This window comes from Alcanivorax sp. NBRC 101098, from assembly GCF_001010505.1.
Classification (GTDB): domain Bacteria; phylum Pseudomonadota; class Gammaproteobacteria; order Pseudomonadales; family Alcanivoracaceae; genus Alcanivorax; species Alcanivorax borkumensis.
Genome location: NZ_AP014613.1, coordinates 2834611 through 2852630 on the forward strand (window position 1 = coordinate 2834611; position 18020 = coordinate 2852630).

Annotated in this window: 16 protein-coding genes; 4 read left to right on the forward strand and 12 right to left on the reverse strand. The window is 56.4% G+C overall.

Going from position 1 to position 18020, the window contains the following annotated elements:
• Positions 1–134 precede the first annotated feature (134 nt).
• Positions 135–359 (forward strand): STAS/SEC14 domain-containing protein, encoded by a 225-nt coding sequence (locus tag AS19_RS14245; RefSeq protein WP_231483448.1) that lies wholly within the window; start codon positions 135–137, stop codon positions 357–359.
• A 143-nt stretch (positions 360–502) separates the two neighbouring features.
• On the opposite strand, the gene AS19_RS12840 is transcribed toward AS19_RS14245, so the two are convergent.
• From AS19_RS12840 to glnK, 4 genes are all read right to left on the reverse strand, one after another.
• Positions 503–946: a GAF domain-containing protein gene (locus AS19_RS12840; protein ID WP_011589799.1), complete on the reverse strand. Its 444-nt coding sequence runs from the start codon at positions 944–946 to the stop codon at positions 503–505.
• 613 nt (positions 947–1559) lie between these two features.
• Positions 1560–2756 (reverse strand): class I SAM-dependent rRNA methyltransferase, encoded by a 1197-nt coding sequence (locus AS19_RS12845; protein ID WP_041705123.1) that lies wholly within the window; start codon positions 2754–2756, stop codon positions 1560–1562.
• Positions 2757–2982: 226 nt separating this feature from the next.
• On the reverse strand, positions 2983–4230 hold the full coding sequence (locus tag AS19_RS12850) for an ammonium transporter (RefSeq protein WP_011589801.1): 1248 nt from the start codon (positions 4228–4230) through the stop codon (positions 2983–2985).
• 73 nt (positions 4231–4303) lie between these two features.
• Entirely contained in the window at positions 4304–4642 is a 339-nt protein-coding gene (glnK, locus tag AS19_RS12855; RefSeq protein WP_008930504.1) for a P-II family nitrogen regulator, read from the reverse strand.
• Between the two features lie 311 nt (positions 4643–4953).
• Between glnK and AS19_RS12860 the strand changes: the two genes are divergently transcribed.
• Both AS19_RS12860 and AS19_RS12865 read left to right on the forward strand, forming a co-directional pair.
• Entirely contained in the window at positions 4954–5202 is a 249-nt protein-coding gene (locus AS19_RS12860; RefSeq protein ID WP_011589802.1) for an accessory factor UbiK family protein, read from the forward strand.
• 167 nt (positions 5203–5369) lie between these two features.
• Complete coding sequence (locus tag AS19_RS12865) at positions 5370–6866, forward strand: YifB family Mg chelatase-like AAA ATPase (protein ID WP_011589803.1); 1497 nt, start codon at positions 5370–5372, stop codon at positions 6864–6866.
• 113 nt (positions 6867–6979) lie between these two features.
• On the opposite strand, the gene AS19_RS12870 is transcribed toward AS19_RS12865, so the two are convergent.
• The 5 genes from AS19_RS12870 to AS19_RS12890 all read right to left on the reverse strand — a co-directional run bounded on the left by AS19_RS12870 (position 6980) and on the right by AS19_RS12890 (position 12049).
• Positions 6980–8179 carry an acyl-CoA dehydrogenase family protein gene (locus AS19_RS12870; protein WP_046962177.1) on the reverse strand — a complete coding sequence of 400 codons (1200 nt, stop codon included), beginning with the start codon at positions 8177–8179 and terminating at the stop codon, positions 6980–6982.
• 78 nt (positions 8180–8257) lie between these two features.
• Positions 8258–9013, reverse strand: a complete 756-nt coding sequence (locus tag AS19_RS12875) for an SDR family NAD(P)-dependent oxidoreductase (protein ID WP_046962178.1) — start codon at positions 9011–9013, stop codon at positions 8258–8260.
• A 64-nt stretch (positions 9014–9077) separates the two neighbouring features.
• Positions 9078–9566, reverse strand: coding sequence for an NUDIX hydrolase (locus tag AS19_RS12880; RefSeq protein WP_035460021.1), 489 nt, complete (start codon positions 9564–9566; stop codon positions 9078–9080).
• Between the two features lie 215 nt (positions 9567–9781).
• Positions 9782–10828: an AraC family transcriptional regulator gene (locus AS19_RS12885; protein WP_011589807.1), complete on the reverse strand. Its 1047-nt coding sequence runs from the start codon at positions 10826–10828 to the stop codon at positions 9782–9784.
• Between the two features lie 531 nt (positions 10829–11359).
• A complete protein-coding gene (locus AS19_RS12890; RefSeq protein WP_011589808.1) occupies positions 11360–12049 on the reverse strand; it encodes a pseudouridine synthase in 690 nt (229 codons plus the stop codon).
• Between the two features lie 110 nt (positions 12050–12159).
• Here AS19_RS12890 and rep point away from each other — a divergent pair, with 110 nt between their 5' ends.
• Complete coding sequence (gene rep / locus AS19_RS12895) at positions 12160–14181, forward strand: DNA helicase Rep (protein WP_011589809.1); 2022 nt, start codon at positions 12160–12162, stop codon at positions 14179–14181.
• 154 nt (positions 14182–14335) lie between these two features.
• Here the strand turns inward: rep and AS19_RS12900 are convergent, their stop codons facing one another.
• The 3 genes from AS19_RS12900 to AS19_RS12910 form a co-directional block, all read right to left on the reverse strand.
• Positions 14336–14695 carry a cytochrome c5 family protein gene (locus AS19_RS12900; RefSeq protein ID WP_011589810.1) on the reverse strand — a complete coding sequence of 120 codons (360 nt, stop codon included), beginning with the start codon at positions 14693–14695 and terminating at the stop codon, positions 14336–14338.
• Between the two features lie 5 nt (positions 14696–14700).
• Positions 14701–15159: a cytochrome c5 family protein gene (locus AS19_RS12905; protein WP_035460154.1), complete on the reverse strand. Its 459-nt coding sequence runs from the start codon at positions 15157–15159 to the stop codon at positions 14701–14703.
• Between the two features lie 266 nt (positions 15160–15425).
• On the reverse strand, positions 15426–18020 hold the full coding sequence (locus AS19_RS12910) for a CHASE2 domain-containing protein (protein ID WP_011589812.1): 2595 nt from the start codon (positions 18018–18020) through the stop codon (positions 15426–15428).

Sequence of the window (18020 nt, forward strand, 5' to 3'; positions counted from 1 at the left end):
TTCATCACGAAGCGCAAGATATCCGGAACCTGGCTATCCAACACACCTCGCGGCTCAATCCCGGAGACACCGCTGGTGTCAGCGCCCACGGAGAACTCACCGCCGAGGACTACCGAAAAGTACTAGCACCGGCCATCGAAGGCGCTCTGAGCCAGCACGACAAAATTAACCTGCTCTACGAAATCGGGCCCACCTTTGACAGTTTCTCAGCCGGAGCCATGTTGCAGGATGCCTTGGTCGGCCTTCGTCACCCGCTCAGTTGGCACCGCATCGCCGTCGTCACCAGCCACGACTGGATCAGCAATGTCGCTCAACAGGCAAGCGCGCTGATTCCCGGCGAAGTGAAAGCCTTTAAATAGAGGCCGAACAGAAAAACGCACTGGCCTGGTTGGCGAGCGAATAAGGCAAAGCTTCGCACTGTTAACGGCGAATATATCAACACCATGGCATGGCAACTTACTTTGCCTTTTATTTACTCGTGGCTAGAAGCTCACAAGCGCTTCTAGCCCGCCCACCGTACGCTCAACTTGAGCGCATCCAATAAATCCCGGCCTCCGTTGTGAAGCTCCCTGATATCTTTCAGAAAAAACGTTTTTTTCACCCTTGTTTGCACCACCAACACACCGTAGAGGACGCTGTCGCATTCCAGCGGAATGCCCAGGTAACTGCGGAAATGTTCTTCATCCGAACCGGGCACATAGAAATAATCCATATGAGCCTGCACGTCCCGCGCCACCACAGTACTTCGGGTGCGAGCCACCTTGCCTGTCAATCCTTGGCTATACGTTAGAGTAGCCCCCAGCACACGCTGATTCAGACCACTGGTGGCAACGATTTCCAAGCTTTTTCGGCTGCTATCGGCCTGATACAGGCTGCACACCTGCACGTTCAATTTCTTCCTCACTGCATCCACACGGGCATGCATAAAATCCGGGGGTAAAGACACGCGACCACCTCTCTGTTCGCCAGCGTGAATGTCAGCTCTCTATACCTTTCAATTTTCGTGCCTGCGGGCCATGCGCCCAGCAAATCAGGACGCCCCTGCACATACTCTACACTATACGCGCCCCCCTTTTGTGGAGCCCTGCGTTGTCAAAAAAAACAAAAACCGAGGCCGAGATCGTGATTTTTCTTTTTCCCGACCCGACGAAGATCGCTAGCCAGAGCTGTAGGCCCGCCCGCTAGTCCAGCAGGATAAATGATTGCATCCTATCACCGAAGAATTAGCCGCCTTCGGAAAGGCCTGATCGCTGGGGCCGCGGGTGCCGGTTGTCGCGCAGGCCCGTTTCGCTATGTGCGGGAAATTAATGCGGGGGGGCGTCGTGTTAAAACGTGTCTGGAGGTGGGCCGCATCAGCGTGAATGGTGTCGACATGATCTCCTAGAATGACGACGGAAAAACGGGAGCAAAAGAACAGCGCCGGGCACAAAAAGTGCCAAGTATGGCCATAAGAATGACCGCGCACTGGGTGCTGGCCTGTGACGGGCTCAGATCATCATACCCAACCATCAACGCCGTGACTTTCAGGAACAGCGCGCGAAATCCAGCCGTAGAGACGGCTAAAGACTGAACAACACGCGGCAGAACCAGGTTTTCAGGTAGGCGGTTTCTGCAATGGCCGGGTGCACAGGATGGTCCGGCCCTTGCCCCTCATAACCCACCACCTGAATACTGCGGTCAATATGGCGAGCGCTGCTATGCACCACCTCAAGCAAGCGCTCTGCAGGCATATGCATAGAACAAGAGGCTGATACCAGGTACCCACCCGGCTTTACTAATCGCATGGCCAGCTCATTAATGGCGTGGTAACCGGCCAAGCCGTTCTTGAAATCTTTCTTGCGCTTGATAAACGCTGGCGGATCCAGAACTACCAAATCGTATTTTTCACCGTCAGCGATCAATTGCTTCATAGCCGCAAAAGCATCGCCCTGAATGCTCCCCACGGTATCGGCAACACCGTTCAGCTGCGCATTACGGTGCACATAATCCGTGGCGATTTCGGAACCATCCACACACGTCACCGATTCCGCCCCGGCCAATGCCGCTTGCACGCCCCAACCGCCACAATAACTGAACACATCCAACACACGAGCACCTTTGGCCAGCGCCTGCATTTTCTGGCGAGCAGCTCGGTGGTCATAGAACCAGCCGGTCTTTTGCCCTTCCGCTAAGGGCGCCACAAAAGCCGCACCATTTTCAGTGAGGCTGATTTCATCCAACAACTCGCCTTTCAACGCCTTGGTATAACGGTCTAAGCCTTCAAATTCACGGGCAACGGCTTCGTTCTTGGCGATAATATGGGTTGGCGCCAGCACCGCATCCAGGGCACTAACAATCACGTCAAGGTGGGCTTCCATGGCACCGGAACCGGTCTGCACCACCAGCACATCGTTGAAGCGATCCACCACTAGGCCGGGTAGACCATCTGCTTCGCCGTAAATCAACCGGTAGCAGGCATCGTCAAACAGTTGTTCCCGCAAGGTCAGCGCTTGCTCAATACGCTTTTTGAAAAAGCTACGCGACAGCGCCTGCTTCACATCACGGCTATACAGACGCGCCGCAATCAATGAATGCGGGCTAAGCAGGGCGCGCCCCAACGGTTTGCCACGGCTATCTTCCAGTACACAAGTACCGGCAGACAAATCCTTAAGCGGGGTATGTCGGGTATCAATCTCGTTGGCATAAACCCACAAGTGGCCCGCTTTCAGGCGACGTTCTTCATTTTTACGCAGGCGAATAACGGTTGGTTCAGTCATGGTGCACACATACTGCTGGCCGGAAAGGGAGCGATGATAGCATAGGGGAGGAATGGCACGGTCAACCACTGCGCAGTGCTGCGCACAAAAACACAAAGCGGCACTGGCAAGAAACGCCTATAGCCGCATTGTAGAAAACGCAAAAATCCGCCACTCACAAAAAAGCCCCGACCAACCGGCCGGGGCTTTTTTGTTGCATGACGCGTGTTGCTTGCTGCGCCTCTTATTAACCCTTAACAAACTCAGGGTAGGCTTCCATACCGCAGTCCGCGATATCCATGCCTTCGTACTCTTCTTCCTCGCTAACGCGGATACCCATTACCACTTTCAGGATGCCCCATACCACCAGGCTTGCAACGAACACCCAAGCAAAGATAGTCACTGCACCGATCAGCTGACCAGAGAAGCTTGCGCCACCATCGTCGGTCAGCGGGTTGGTGATCGGAACCAGCATCAAGCCGAGGAAACCAACTACACCATGCACGGAGATCGCACCCACCGGATCATCGATCTTCATCTTGTCCAGAGTCAGGATGCTAAATACAACCAGCACGCCACCCAAGGCACCGAACAGGGTTGCCTGCAAAGCAGTCGGGGTAGAGGGCTCCGCAGTGATCGCCACCAGCCCTGCCAAGGCGCCGTTAAGCAGCATGGTCAGGTCGGCTTTGCCGAACAAGATGCGACCAACAATCAGCGCAGCAATGGCACCACCGGCAGCAGCCGCGTTAGTGTTCATGAACACAACCGCCACCGCGTTGGAGTCACCGACACTGGACGTTGCCAGCACAGAGCCACCATTGAAACCGAACCAGCCCAACCACAGGATGAAGGTACCCAGTGCGGCCAATGGCAGGTTAGAACCCGGGATGGCGTGTACTTCACCGTTCGGGCCATATTTGCCTTTTCGTGCGCCCAACAGCAGAACACCAGCCAAGGCAGCAGCCGCACCCGCCATGTGAACGATGCCGGAACCGGCGAAGTCAGAGAAGCCCTGGTCGCCCAAGTTATACAAACCGAACACATCCGCACCACCCCACGTCCAGGAGCCTTCCAGCGGATAGATAATGCCGGTCATAACAACCGCGAAGATCAAGAATGCCCACAACTTCATCCGTTCTGCCACCGCACCAGATACGATGGACATGGCCGTTGCGACAAACACAACCTGGAAGAAGAAATCAGCAGATGGTGCGTAGGTAGCCGCTTCTTCTGCGCCAGCAACCCCGTCGCCCACAATCCCAGAAAGGAAAATAGCACCGTCATACATGATCGCGTAACCGCACACCATGTACATGATGCTGGCGATGGCAAACAGGGCCACGTTTTTGGTGAGAATTTCCGTGGTGTTCTTGGCGCGCACCAGGCCCGCTTCGAGCATGGCAAAGCCGGCAGCCATCCACATAACTAGCGCGCCACAGATAAGGAAATAAAACGTATCCAGCGCGTATTTCAATTCAAAAATTTGGTTTTCCACAATGCAACCCTCCGAAAATGGAAGCGTGTTCTCTTAAAGCCCTGGCATGGGTCAATTCAAAACACGGTAAAACTTAAATCGCGTCCTCGCCGGTTTCACCGGTACGGATGCGAATCGCTTGCTCAAGGGAGGTAACGAAGATTTTGCCGTCACCAATTTTGCCGGTATTAGCGGCTTTCGCGATGGCTTCAATCACTTGGTCCAAGCTCGACTCGGCGATGGCCACTTCGATTTTTACCTTGGGCAAGAAATCCACCACGTACTCGGCACCCCGGTACAGCTCGGTGTGACCTTTCTGACGCCCAAAGCCTTTCACTTCAGTAACAGTGATGCCCTGCACGCCAATCTCGGAGAGTGCTTCACGCACGTCATCCAATTTGAACGGCTTAATTACGGCAGTAACCAATTTCATTTTTTTCTCCTCAGCTTTCACCGCGTCCGGTGACGTCCGTTTCTCTTCGAGCCCCGTTATGGTTCCCGATCCACATCTTGCGCGAACGCTCTGACCCAATTAGTGCACGACCCATGCCAGTTTTAAAAAATCATGCTTTATCAGTCACTTGCATCACGGCCTGGATTCATCATCCAGCCCAAGCGCGCCATTATAGCGCACCACAATGGGGCAGGATCCAGGTTGGTGCAGAATGTCTGCCTGAGCAACCCGGTGCCTCACCCCCGCACACCGTGCTACCATCCGCGCATCATTACAAGGACGCCGTTGTTATGCCTGATCAACCCTTCATCGACCGCCTTATGGCCGACATCAGCCGCCGCCTGCCTACTGACCTGGGCGGGTTGCGTAGCGAAGTAGAACGCAACGTACGCGGCGTGCTGGCAGAAACCGTCAGCCGGCTGGATCTGATTACCCGTGAAGAGTTCGATATCCAGCAGCAAGTATTGCTGCGCACCCGCGAAAAACTGGAAGCGCTGGAGAAACAGGTAGCCGAACTGGAAAAAGCACAGGACGCCTGAACTACAGCACACTTTCACTGTGGAAGCTTGCCTGCAAGCGCCCCCGGCTGCAGCCATCGCTTGGTGCGCCCAGCCCTTTTCCTACAGCCAGCATCTACACCAGCCTACAGGCACCCTGACCCCCACCCCGTACACTGCTTCACAGCCCATTGAATTTGTGAGGTATCGTGACGCATGCGCTGCTATACAGCCGGGCACCGGTAGGTATTGAAGCCCGCACCGTGCGGGTGGAAACCCATCTAGCTCCGGGTTTGCCGGCATTTACTATTGTCGGATTGGGCGATACCGCGGTACGCGAGAGCCGCGACCGAGTACGCTCTGCGCTGGTTAACAGCGGCTTCGATTTTCCCCAGCGGCGCATCACCGTGAGCTTGGCACCGGCGGATTTACCCAAGGACGGCGGTCGCTTCGACCTACCCATCGCGCTGGGTATTTTGCTGGCCAGCGGCCAATTGGGTCGCATCGACACAGACCCATTCGAATTTATTGGCGAACTCTCCCTGAACGGTTCCCTTAGCCCGGTCCCGGCTATGCTTCCCTGTGCCCTGGCTTGCCAATCCACCGGCCGCACCCTGATCGTCCCCCGTGACAACGCCGACGAAGCGGCCCTCGCCGGGGCCGGCACCATCGCCGCCGACCAACTCGCACACGTTGCTGCCCACCTGGCCGGGCAAACGCCGTTGCCGCTGCACCACTGTGACGCGCCACTGGCTGGGGTCTATCAAGGTGGCTGCCTCTCGGAGATCCGCGGCCAAGCCCACGCTAAACGGGTGCTGGAGATTGCCGCAGCTGGCGGACATTCCATGTTGCTCTGCGGACCGCCTGGTGCCGGCAAGAGCATGCTGGCATCCCGCTTACCCGGGCTGGTGCCGCCACTGAACCCGAACCAGGCACTGGAAGTGGCCGCGATTTACTCTCTACGCCAGCCTCGTGACAGCAGCCTGTTTCATCAACGGCCTTACCGAGCCCCGCACCACACCGCGTCAGCAACCGCACTGGTAGGCGGCGGCAGCTACCCGCGACCAGGTGAAATATCCTTGGCCCACCACGGCATTCTGTTTCTGGATGAATTACCGGAATTCGACCGAAGGGTATTGGAGGTCTTGCGCGAACCGCTGGAAACCGGTGAAGTCAGCATTGCCCGCGCCGCCCAGCAGCTCACCTTCCCTGCCCGCTTCCAGTTGATTGCGGCGATGAACCCATGCCCCTGTGGTTATTTGGGTGATCCTGAAAAAAGTTGTGGCTACCGCTGTGAAAAAGCCAAGCGCTATCAGAGCAAACTGTCCGGCCCGTTGCTGGATCGCATTGATCTGCACCTGGACGTGCCCGCCGTGGATGCCAGCGAACTTCTAGGAGATAAGCAGGGAGAGGCCAGCCACACGGTCCGCGAACGGGTTAAAGAAGCTTGGCGCCTGCAATGGTTGCGGCAAAAGCAACTGAACCGAGAACTAAAAAACGACCAGCTGGAGCCTATGCTGCGCTCTCACCGTGATTGGTTAGCCGGCGTCATGCAGCGGCTGGGGTTGTCCGCTCGTGCCCTGCACCGCAGCGCACGGGTGGCGCGAACCATTGCCGACCTGCAGGGTAGCGACAACGTGGAGCGGGACCACCTTCGCGAAGCGCTAAGTTACCGGCAAAACCTTCAGCAAAAACAGAGCTCCTAACGCCCCTTTACGAAACGTCGCTACCGTACTGACGGCCAAAGCAGAAATTTTCTGCGATGGTTAACCGCAACGCCACAACCGCAAGCGACGCGCATAGCAAACACACAGCGGCCCTACACTCGCCACTTAAAGAAATCACGCTTCTCTTTCAAATACAGACGCGAGAGCACCATTTTGTGCACTTCGCTAGCGCCATCTACCAGGCGCGCCTGGCGAGCGTAGCGATAGATCCACTCCAGCAGCGTATCCTTGGAATAACCACGGGCTCCACATAATTGAATCGCCGTATCTGCCGCTTTATGTAATGTGTCCGCCACATGAATTTTTGCCATGGCAATTTCTTTCTTGGCAAAGTCTTCTTGATCCAGCATCCAGGCCGCTTGCATGGTTAACAGCCGGCCCACTTCGATTTCCTTGGCCACGTCGCCCAGCATCCATTGCACGCCTTCGTGTTCAGCAAGGGTGGTGCCGAAGCTCATGCGATTTTCTACATAACTGGCCGCTTCTTCCATGCAACGCTTGGCCAACCCCAGCCAGCGCATGCAGTGGGTCAGCCGCGCCGTGCCAAGCCGAATCTGGGTGACTTTCAAACCATCGCCCACGTCCAGTAAACGGTTTTTATCTGGGATGACCAAGCCATCGAATTTCAATTCGCAGTGGCCGCCGTGTTCCTCCGGCCCCATGATGGGAATGCGACGTACCACTTCCCAACCGGGCTGATCCGCATCGAATAAAAACGCAGTAAGCCCCTTGCGTGGGTCATCGCTGGTCTTGGCTATCAGGATAAACGTCTGCGCGCCTTCCGCGCCTGTGATAAACCATTTGCGCCCCTTGATGATCCAGTTATCACCGTCCTTGGTCGCCGAGGTGTAGGTCAACGAAGGGTCTGAACCGCAGCCACCTTCGGGTTCGGTCATGGCAAAAGCGGAACGTACCTTGCCGTCGATCATCGGCTGTAACCAACGCTCTTTCTGTTCATTATTGAGAATCTTGTTCAACATAATCATGGTGCCGTCGTCCGGCGGTGCGCAGTTAAACACAACCGGCCCAAACGGGCTGCGGGCGGCCTCTTCATACAGCACCGCCATGCCTGACACGTTCACACCCAGGCCACCGCGTTCTTTCGGTAACTGAAAACCCCACAGGCCCGCAGCTTTGGCTTTGTCGCGCAGAGCATCGACAACACTTTCCTTGAAGTTCTCATGGCCGTCGTAATTGGTCTTGTCGTTTTCTAGCGGCATGATTTCCGCTTCTACAAAGATGGCCACGCGCTGGCGCAAGCTTTCCAGTTCCTGACCCAGGGAAAAATCCATGATCATTCCTTGCTACTGATTGAAAAAAGCGCCGCTTTACCCGCAACGACGATTGCCGCGGCTAGCGGTAGGCGAGCATTAAAGAGTAGTACAAAGGTGGCCACCGTCTACGGCAATAATGGCACCACTCATGTAAGAAGACGCATCCGAGGCCAGCAATAACAACGGACCAACCAGTTCATCGATATTGCCCAACCGACGAAAAGGAATACGCTTAAGCATTTTCTCCGCCTGCGGGCTGCTAAAGAAATCACGATTGATATCGGTTTCCACATACCCAGGACAAATGGCATTGCAGCGAATGTTGTAGCGCGCACAATCTAGCGCCAGGGATTTGGTGAGCTGAACCACCGCTGCCTTGGAAGCGGTATAGGCCGCCACACGGCCGCCTACTCGCAAGCCAAGAATGGACGCGATATTCACGATGCTGCCTGGACGCTCATCGCGTTGCCATTGCTGAATGGCAAATTTGGAGACCGCCCAGACGCCTTTCAGATTGGTATCGATCACTCGATCCCACTCACTTTCGGCAATATTCTCGGTGGGACCTTCGCGGGAGACGCCGGCATTATTCACCACCACATCCAGTGCTGGCATGCAGCCAAAAGCCGCCTCGACGCTAGCGTGATCGCTTACATCCATGGGCACCACGATGGCGTCTCGGCCCTGTTCACGCACGGCCTTGGCGGTATCTTCCAATTTATCTACACGACGAGCGGCCAGGACAAGGTCTGCGCCTTCTTCGGCCAGAGCCCTAGCAAAATGGGCGCCAAAGCCGCTGGAGGCCCCGGTGATGAGAATACGTTTACCGCGCACACTGAATCGCTGAGTCATAAAGCTCCCCCTGTTGATACAAAAACCTATCCAGCCAGACACCCGGCCACAAGGACGAAAACGCTCAGGAGGACGATGACAACAGCAAGGACAGCGCGTGGCGAGTATCCGGAGTGGCACCGGGCAACGCCAGCGCTTCACAGGCTGGCAGCCACTGTACGGCGACCACTTCGTCACTGAGGGACACCGCCTCAGGGCAGGCTACCGTTGATGACAGGGCGCCCCAGACGCGGTGATGAGGATTGGCAAACCAGAACCATTGCCAGCAAGAAAACTGGCGCTGCAGACCCAACTCTTCGTGCAACTCTCGCGACAACCCTTGAGCCACGCTTTCATCCGGGCGCATTACCCCACCGGCGGCCAAATCCCAGCCACCGGGATAGAAGTGCTTGTCTGCTGCCCGTTTCTGCACGCATACCCTTCCTGCTAGATCTGTCACCACCACATAGGACGCACGATGAATCAACCTCTGACGCTGCATGCGCCCACGCTGACAACTGCCGCGGGGGTGGTTATGCCGGGAAACCAGCAGAACGGGTTCGTGATGACTCATGGGTTGTTTTCTTGCTGACAAGGACGGGAACACTAGCGTTATGGCGCGGGGATTGCCAGATGAGGAACGCTGTACGCAACAACACTGGACTGCCCCCATCATTTGGAACGCCGTGCCCACGGCATATCACAAACGATGATGGCGTGGGGCGGGCATGGGCCGAGCATGACTCACCACCCCCTTCGTATTGTTGCTAAAGATCGCCACTGGAAACGTTAAGGCTGGAAGTGACTCGGTGGGTGACCGGTCCATTTACGGAAGGCACGGGCGAAGTTGCTAGGATCCGCGTAGCCTAAGCGGCTGGCGACCTGTTGCACGGTAATGTTCGCCTTCAGGTACGCCATGGCTTTGGTCATACGCACTTCCTCCAACAAGGAACGGTAGCTCACACCAAGTGCATTCAAATAACGGCGCAGGGTCCGCGAGGTGACATGAAAATTACCCGCCAGTTGCTCCAAGCTGGGCAACATACCTTCCGCCTGCATCAAGCGTGCATACACCCGGCTAGCCCAGTCCTGGTCCGCCTCCAGACGCCGAAGCTCTTGCTCGCATTTCTGCGCAGCCATGTGCCGCGATGCCGGGTCGGACAAGGTGAACGGTTCGTTGAGCAAGGAATGCGGTAACCGCAGGGCGGCCACCTCAGCACCAAACTCCACCGGCATCTCCAACAGCTCACGGTATCGGTCTGCATGGGCCGGCGGCGCATAGGGCAGCTCCAGTACAACACCGCGGAAACGCTCACCCAGCAGGTAGCGAATCCCGCCCACGACTGCCGCAACCACCACTTCCAGGTAGGTTTCGCGAATATCGCCCAATAGCACACTTTCCAGAAGGCAGAAGCGAACCCCCTCGGTGGAGGACTCAATGCGCGGCACACACAAGCGAGTACGAGTCCGGAAATAACGCTCCAGCAAACGCAAAGCATCACCCAGATCCACACTGCTGATAGCTGCATAGCCCAGTAGGCCGTGGGCTGTGAGCGTGAGCTGTTGACCCAACACCAGACCCAACGCCGGGTTGCCGGTCATTTCCCGGGCCCCCACCATCACTTGGCGGAACTGCTCAAAACGCAGTGTCGGTTCCGGGTTATAGATAGCCTCTTCGGTCAACCCCACCTCACGCAGTAAACGCCGGGTGTCCACCCCCACCTCGCTGATCAGTTCGAGCAGATTGCGAACGTAGTTCACCGGCACCGGCGAACGGCCAGTGCCCGGATCAAGCTGAATAAAACGATAGCGGTTCATGGAGCCATTATACGCCACTTCTCCACCTGTCCGAAAATGACCGAAAGCTGTCTAGCCTTGCAGTTCGCGACAGCCCTTCTCTGTCTCTCTGACAATCCCTTTGCTGTAAATATCCCTATCGCAGATATCCAAGGGCAACGCGAGACAACGGGATCATCTACTTACAATCGCCAGGTTCGGCACCGATAATGCCCGCACCCTTTGTGATGTAGCAAAGAAGGGCCTCGGCCCCGCCACCTTCACGTCACGCCCACTGCATGACCTATGGTTCCTGCCCTGGGCAGCATTATCATCACCCGCATTACGACCATTGAGGTGATGGGCCGCCTTGGGGAGCGACCAAACGCCGTGGGCGTATAACGATGCCCACGCCCTAGTAAACCCGCTAAGCATTGAGCGCCGTGGACGTAATGCCGTTGCGTAGACCGTTGAAAGAAAGACATGTGGCTTGGCTCAAAGAATAAAAACGCAGGAAAAAATACCGGCAAAACATCTCCGCCTTTTCGCTTTTCCTATCAGCGCACTACCGGCACACCAGCAAAAATAGCGTCAGATACTCTCGACCTCGTCCTCAGTCAGCGCGCGATATTCCCCCGGCGCCAGAGCCGCATCCAGCTGAATCTCGCCGATCTGCTCCCGGTGCAACCCAAGCACTTTGTTACCACAGGCGGCCAACATGCGTTTAACCTGATGGTAACGCCCTTCCCGAATGGTCAGCAGCAAGCAAGCCTCATCCAACCGTTCCACCTGTGCTGGCAAAGTAGGCTTGTCTTCCCCGCGTAGCAAAACGCCCTCACGCAGCGCCTGCATATCCTCATCACTGACCGGGTCCGCACACTGCACCCGGTAACGCTTGCCGCAGGCATGGTTGGGAGAGGTAAGCCGATGGGACCACTGCCCATCGGAGGTGAGCAACACCAGGCCGGTGGTATCCCGGTCCAACCGGCCGGCCGGATGCACCTGAGCGCGCAGTTCTGGCGGCAGCAAATCCAGCACGGTGCGGTGGCCAGGATCCTCCGTGGAGCAGACCACATCCACAGGCTTGTGGAGCATCAGATAACGGTGTCCCGGCGGCTGCACCCGCTCACCGTGAACGGTCACCGCCTGATCCGGGCGCAACTGCAAATTGGCTTTGGGCTTGGCCTCCCCCTCCACCGTCACCGCACCACGGCTGATCAGCTGTTTGGCCTCCTTGCGAGTCAGGCCGGCACTGTGGGCAAGAAAATAGTCCAAACGCATGGGCAAAAAACCGTTACCAGTAAAACCGCCATGATAACCGACATAAGGTGCCGCGAGGGCATCACTGGTATCATAGCGGCCCGATTCCCGCCCAGAGTTACCGGAGCCCTATGAGCAAGCTTAACCCCCGCCAGCAGGAAGCCGTGGACTACGCGGACGGCCCTCTGTTAGTGCTGGCCGGTGCGGGCTCCGGCAAAACCAGCGTGATCACCCGTAAGATCGCTTGGCTGATCCAGGAGCGGGGCATTCCGGCACGCCATATTGCAGCGGTGACCTTTACCAACAAGGCTTCGCGGGAGATGAAAGAGCGGGTGCAACAGCTGGTCAGCCGTGACCTGACCCGGGGGCTGATTGTTTCCACCTTCCATAACCTGGGCTTGCGCATCCTCAAATCCGAGTTAAAAGCCTGCGGGCTGCGCAACGGTTTCTCCATTCTGGACGGGGCGGACAGCAAGGAAATCCTCAAGGAAATTCTTCGCCAAGGTGAATCGGAACGGGACCTGGACGCGGTGGATGTGATCCACAAACGCATTTCCAGCTGGAAAAACGCCCTGGTGCTACCCGAACAAGCAGTGAGCACTGCCGAAACCGACGAAGACCTGCGCGCAGCCATGGCCTACAGTGGCTATGATCGTATGCTGCGGGTGTGTAATGCGGTGGACTTCGACGACCTGATCCTGATGCCCGCGCGCATGTTCCACGAGCAGCCACGCATTCTGGAAAAGTGGCGCAACCGTATTCAGTACCTGCTGGTGGATGAATACCAGGATACCAACGGTGCTCAGTATGAAATGGTGAAAATGCTCACCCTACCGGAGGGCAAATTCACCGTGGTGGGCGATGACGACCAGTCCATCTATGCCTGGCGCGGCGCCCGCCCGGAAAACCTGGCGCAGCTACAGGAAGACTGGCCGACCCTGAAGGTGGTGAAGCTGGAACAGAATTACCGTTCCACCGGGCGCATTCTTAAAGCCGCCAACACCGTCATCGCCAACAATCCCCACGAATTCGAGAAAAGCCTGTGGTCCGATTATGGTTACGGCGAACCGATCCGCTTTTCTGCTCTACGCGATGAAGAGGCTGAAACCGAATGGATCGCCAGCGACATCTTTCACCGTCGCCTACAGAAAGGGTTGCAGTGGAAAGACTTTGCCGTACTTTACCGTGGCAATTTCCAATCGCGTATTTTGGAAATGAAACTGCAAAGTCTGTCGATTCCCTACAAGGTATCCGGTGGCAAAAGTTTCTTCTCCCGCAGCGAAATTAAAGACCTGATGTGCTACTTGCGCCTGCTGGTCAATCCGGATGACGACAACGCTTTTCTACGTATCATCAACACGCCACGCCGGGAAATTGGCCCCGCCACACTGGAAAAACTGGCCACCTGGGCACTCAAGCGCGAGCAGGGTTTGTACCACGTGTGTGATGACTTCGCGCTCAGTGAGGTCATGAACCCGAAAGCCGCCGAGAAGCTACAAAAGTTCAAGGCTTGGCTCGATGCCAAGCGGCAATTCTGCTTCGGCCAGAACAGCTTGCAAGCGGTGCAAGAACTCATCACCGACATGGATTATGAAGGTTGGTTGATGCAGAACGCCTCCAGCCCACGTATCGGCGAAAAGAATATCGAAAATATCTGGCAACTGGTGCGCAGCATTGAGCGCATGCTGGAAAAACAGGAAGACGACGAAGAAGGCGCCAGCGATCTGGAATCGGTGATCAAGAAGCTGGTGCTACTGGACATGCTCGAACAGCAGCAAGAAGAAGACGACTCCGACCGGGTGCAACTGATGACCCTGCACGCCTCCAAGGGTCTGGAATTTCCCCACGTCTACATGATGGGGGTGGAAGAAGAGTTCCTGCCCCACCGCACCAGCATTGAAGAAGACAACATCGTCGAAGAGCGCCGCCTCATGTACGTGGGCATCACCCGCGCCCGAGAAACCCTGGCCATGACTCAGGCGCTGACGCGCAAACAATACGGCGAGCGAATCGACACCACTGCCAGCCGCTTCGTGGATGAAATGCCGCAAGATGACATCGACTATCTGGGCATCGGCATTCAGAAAGATGAAGCCAAAGAAGCGGAAGTGGCCGAAGCCAGCATTGCTAATCTTCGGGCGTTACTGGATTAGGTAACGCGGCACTGACACGGCAACACGAGCACGTTCTTTTTGTGCCAAATGCAAAGAGGCCGCGTTCCCGTCCGGGGCGCGGCCTCTTTGCAATATAAAAAAGACAAACTATTTCGCGTTGTTGTGCGAAGCATATCGCGTGCGGCGTCTTTTCTTACTTTGCCCCACTTTTGTTCAGCATATAGATCACCGTGCTGCGAATTTCGTCGTCGCTACAGTCAAAGCAGCCACCGCGAGGCGGCATCGAGTTGAAGCCATTGATAGCATCTAGGACCAGGGCGTCGAAACCGTCTTCTTCGATTTCATGGGACCAGTAGGGTCGATGCTCCTTACCTACACCGGGAGCCCCCAAGGCGCCAGAGCCGTGACAGGTAACACAGTATTGGCGATATAACTGCGCCCCGTCGCGGGCCTGTTGAGCAGGCCCATTAGCCGGGGCGCTATCATCGGAACAGCCGGCCAGCCACAACACTGGCAACACCATTGCGATTGAGTACCAGTAGAGTTTCTGCAAAGCCGCTACTGACTCTTGCTAACCATGTACTCGATGGCAGCGTTGATTTCATCGTCAGAGCAGTCCATGCACATCCCTTTAGGAGGCATGGCGTTAATACCATTGATAGCATTCTTGAGCATGGTGGCTTCACCTTTGGCAATGCGCGGTGCCCAGGAAGCGGCGTCACCCATTTTTGGGGCGCCAGCAGCACCGGTACCGTGACAGGCGGCACAGGAACCGTTGTAGACTTGCTCACCGGAACGAGGGCCGCTGGCCACTTCTTCTGCCGGAGCTGCAGCGCTGCCACACTCGTCTCCTTCTACACACACAGAGCCCACCGGCTTGATGCGCTCTTCAATGGCGCGATCACTAAAAACAGAGCGCTCACCTAGTGGGTAGGGAGAAATTTCCTTGGTGCTCTTGGCAGCCACGCTACCGGCGGCAAACAGGGTAGCGACCAGTACCAGGCTGGCGGTTAGCATCTTTTTCACGATTACACCTCTAATTCTCTGTGATTCGCCGCGGAGGCCCTAAACGGCCCCTTATGGGCGCTGCGGCTGGCGATTATACCCGCTCAAGGCGTAGGGACAAAACGCTTGATGTTACAGCGAACGATGAATGCAAAACTGCCGCCCCCGTTAGAGACAAGCGGCTGTTCAGTAAAGCGCTCGATAAGGCTCCGCCCGAGCCTCTATGACAACAGAAAGATCACCCGTCGAGCCACCGCAACGCAGCGATTCGGGGAGTATCAGGTCAGCTCAACACGCGGTAAAAACAGGGTGAAGCGGCTTCCTTCGTTAACCACACTGTGAACTCGAATCTCCCCGCCATGGCGCTCAGCAACCACTTTGACGAAACGCAGACCCATGCCCGCGCCACGGGTTCGGGCGCCTCCGCTGGTACTGGCCCGGCTAAAGCGATCGAACAGTCGTTCCTGGAACTCAGGCGGAATTCCCACACCACGGTCACGCACGTCACAGGCAACCCGCTCACCATCGACATACAAGGTCACATCTACCGAGCTACCTTCATGGCTGTATTTCACCGCATTGGTCAGCAAGTTCACGACCAAGCGCTCCAGCAGCTCGTTATTACCCAGCACCCACACTTCCTGATCCGGGTCGTATTCAAAACGCAGGACGATATCACGCTGCTGGGCCTGAATGTGCACCTGATCAATCGCACTTTCTACCACATCAAGCATGTCTTGCTCGTTCATTTCCACGGAATCCACCGCTTCCACCCGCGCAAGCTGCAGGAATTGCTCAGCAATATTTAGGTTACGCCGGGCATAGTGCTCAACATTATCTAAGAACACCGGCAAATCCCGCTCTGCTCCGGAATGACGCATTTTCTCCGTTAACGCCAACACCGACACCATGGGCGAACGCAAATCGTGAGAGAGGAAATCCAGCATTTCTGAGCGGGCCCGCATGGCCAGCTTCACATCGCTAATATCCTTGAAGGAGATAATCATCATCCGCCCCGGATTATCACCTGCATGCACTAGCAGCATATCCAAGTACAGATCCGTACCCTGCCGGTTGCGGCATTCAATCTGGGTCCGCCCCTCACTGAGGGTCTGGCATAGCAGATCGTCCCAGCAGTGCTCGCGCAGTTCCAACTCCCTGTTCAGTTCCGTGACCATAGGCTGCCCGGAATCCAGCGCGCCCACTTCCAGCCCCAGTAAAAAAGCCGCCTGCGGGTTGGCATAGACAATCACCCCACAGGCATCAGCAATTACCACGCCTTCTCGAATTTGCGCCAAGGTCACCTGAAAGAAACGCGTCAGCGCCTCTTGCCGCTCTTCTTCACGACGCAACCGTTCAATATGCTTTTCCAATACTTCGTAACGTGGCCCCACATTGGGAGCCCGCGTACGGGTACGAACCAACATGGCCCGCACCCAGTAATCATAGGTATCCGCGTGTAATGCCTGTTCCCAAACCAGATCCAGCTCATAGCGCCGGCCATCATGGCGGAACCGGTATTGGCGCGCCAACTCACCTTTCCATGTGGCCGCCGGCAGGCTGTCGCCGCCCCGCAACGGCTTCTCTCCACCTAATAAGCGCCAGGAGCGCACCGGCAGCACCTGGTCCAACATACGGCTCATTTGTGCCAATGAGGAGGGCTGCGTCAGCCGTTGGTTCAAATCGCTGTATTCCGACAACCGCTCTAGGGCATTACGCATATAGGACAGCGAGTACTCCAGCCTCCGCCAAGTCCATAATGGATAGGCCATGATGGCCGATGCCATGGCCGCACTAGGCGCAAACCACAAGCGCAAAGAAATCAACGAGGCCATGCTAACCAGCAAACACAGCAACAGCACCGAAAAAACCAGCGGCATGCTCCAGCGTGGCAACACATAAGGCATCAGCAAGGGCGCCAACAGAGCCAGCACTACCCCAAGCACCAACGCACTGGGCATGGCTAAATCGCGGATGAGACGATCGGCGCGCAAGGCATCCAGCAGATTTGCATTGATCTCGACACCGGCCATTAACTCCCCCTGATCCGCCATAGGGGTGGGCAGCATGTCACCCAAGCCGGCAGCAGTAGCGCCGATGAGCACAATTTTGTCGCGAATCAATTGTTCGGGTATTCGGTTATTGAGTAGCTCGACGGCAGAAACTTGCGGATAACTATTAGGGCCGCTGACAAAAGGGATGTAACGGTGATATCGACGGACATTAGCCAGCCCAGAAAACTCTTCGCCCTTATCGGCGGGAAACACCTGTTCAGACAAAATCCCTTCTTGCACGAGCAACGTGTGGGTAATGTGTGGCCACCAAGCCTGCCCCACCCCCGAGCGCATATAGACCGACCGAGCCACACCGTCGGCATCCAGCTCCAAATCCACATGCCCCAACCCGGCTGCAGCACGAGCAAACGGTGAATAAGGCAATACTTCAATCAACTGCCCCCCTGCCCGCAATTGCTCCACATGCACGGGCAGGTACACATGCTCGTTGGCTTCCATGGCCTGCACCAAGGCCACATCAGAACCCGGGTTGTTACGGTCAGGCTCAGACAGAATCAGATCCATGAGCACAGCACGGGCGCCCATCTCCGTAAGACGCTCGATCAGCTGGGCGTGGACTTCCCGATCCCAGGGCCAACGCCCAATTTCGCGCAAGCTGTATTCATCGATCCCAACGATCACCACATCCTGGGAGGGGTCGTCAGGGAGGGCTTGCAGCAGGTTGTCGTAGATATACCGATCCACAAAGGACAGCGCACCGCTGATGGTCAACAACGCACACAAGCCTACGACCAAGCAAAGCACAGATACATGCTCTGCCAAATAACGGCGTTGATCCGGGCTCAGACGATTGCGCAT

Coding starts and splice junctions, on each gene's coding strand:
- AS19_RS12845 (WP_041705123.1), bottom strand. CDS start 2,756: ATGACTGAACCAACCGTTATTCGCCTGCGTAAAAATGAAGAACGTCGC.
- glnK (WP_008930504.1), bottom strand. CDS start 4,642: ATGAAATTGGTTACTGCCGTAATTAAGCCGTTCAAATTGGATGACGTG.
- AS19_RS12860 (WP_011589802.1), top strand. CDS start 4,954: ATGCCTGATCAACCCTTCATCGACCGCCTTATGGCCGACATCAGCCGC.
- AS19_RS12870 (WP_046962177.1), bottom strand. CDS start 8,179: ATGGATTTTTCCCTGGGTCAGGAACTGGAAAGCTTGCGCCAGCGCGTG.
- AS19_RS12875 (WP_046962178.1), bottom strand. CDS start 9,013: ATGACTCAGCGATTCAGTGTGCGCGGTAAACGTATTCTCATCACCGGG.
- AS19_RS12880 (WP_035460021.1), bottom strand. CDS start 9,566: ATGAGTCATCACGAACCCGTTCTGCTGGTTTCCCGGCATAACCACCCC.
- AS19_RS12890 (WP_011589808.1), bottom strand. CDS start 12,049: ATGCGTTTGGACTATTTTCTTGCCCACAGTGCCGGCCTGACTCGCAAG.
- rep (WP_011589809.1), top strand. CDS start 12,160: ATGAGCAAGCTTAACCCCCGCCAGCAGGAAGCCGTGGACTACGCGGAC.
- AS19_RS12905 (WP_035460154.1), bottom strand. CDS start 15,159: ATGCTAACCGCCAGCCTGGTACTGGTCGCTACCCTGTTTGCCGCCGGT.
- AS19_RS12910 (WP_011589812.1), bottom strand. CDS start 18,020: ATGCGCAATCGTCTGAGCCCGGATCAACGCCGTTATTTGGCAGAGCAT.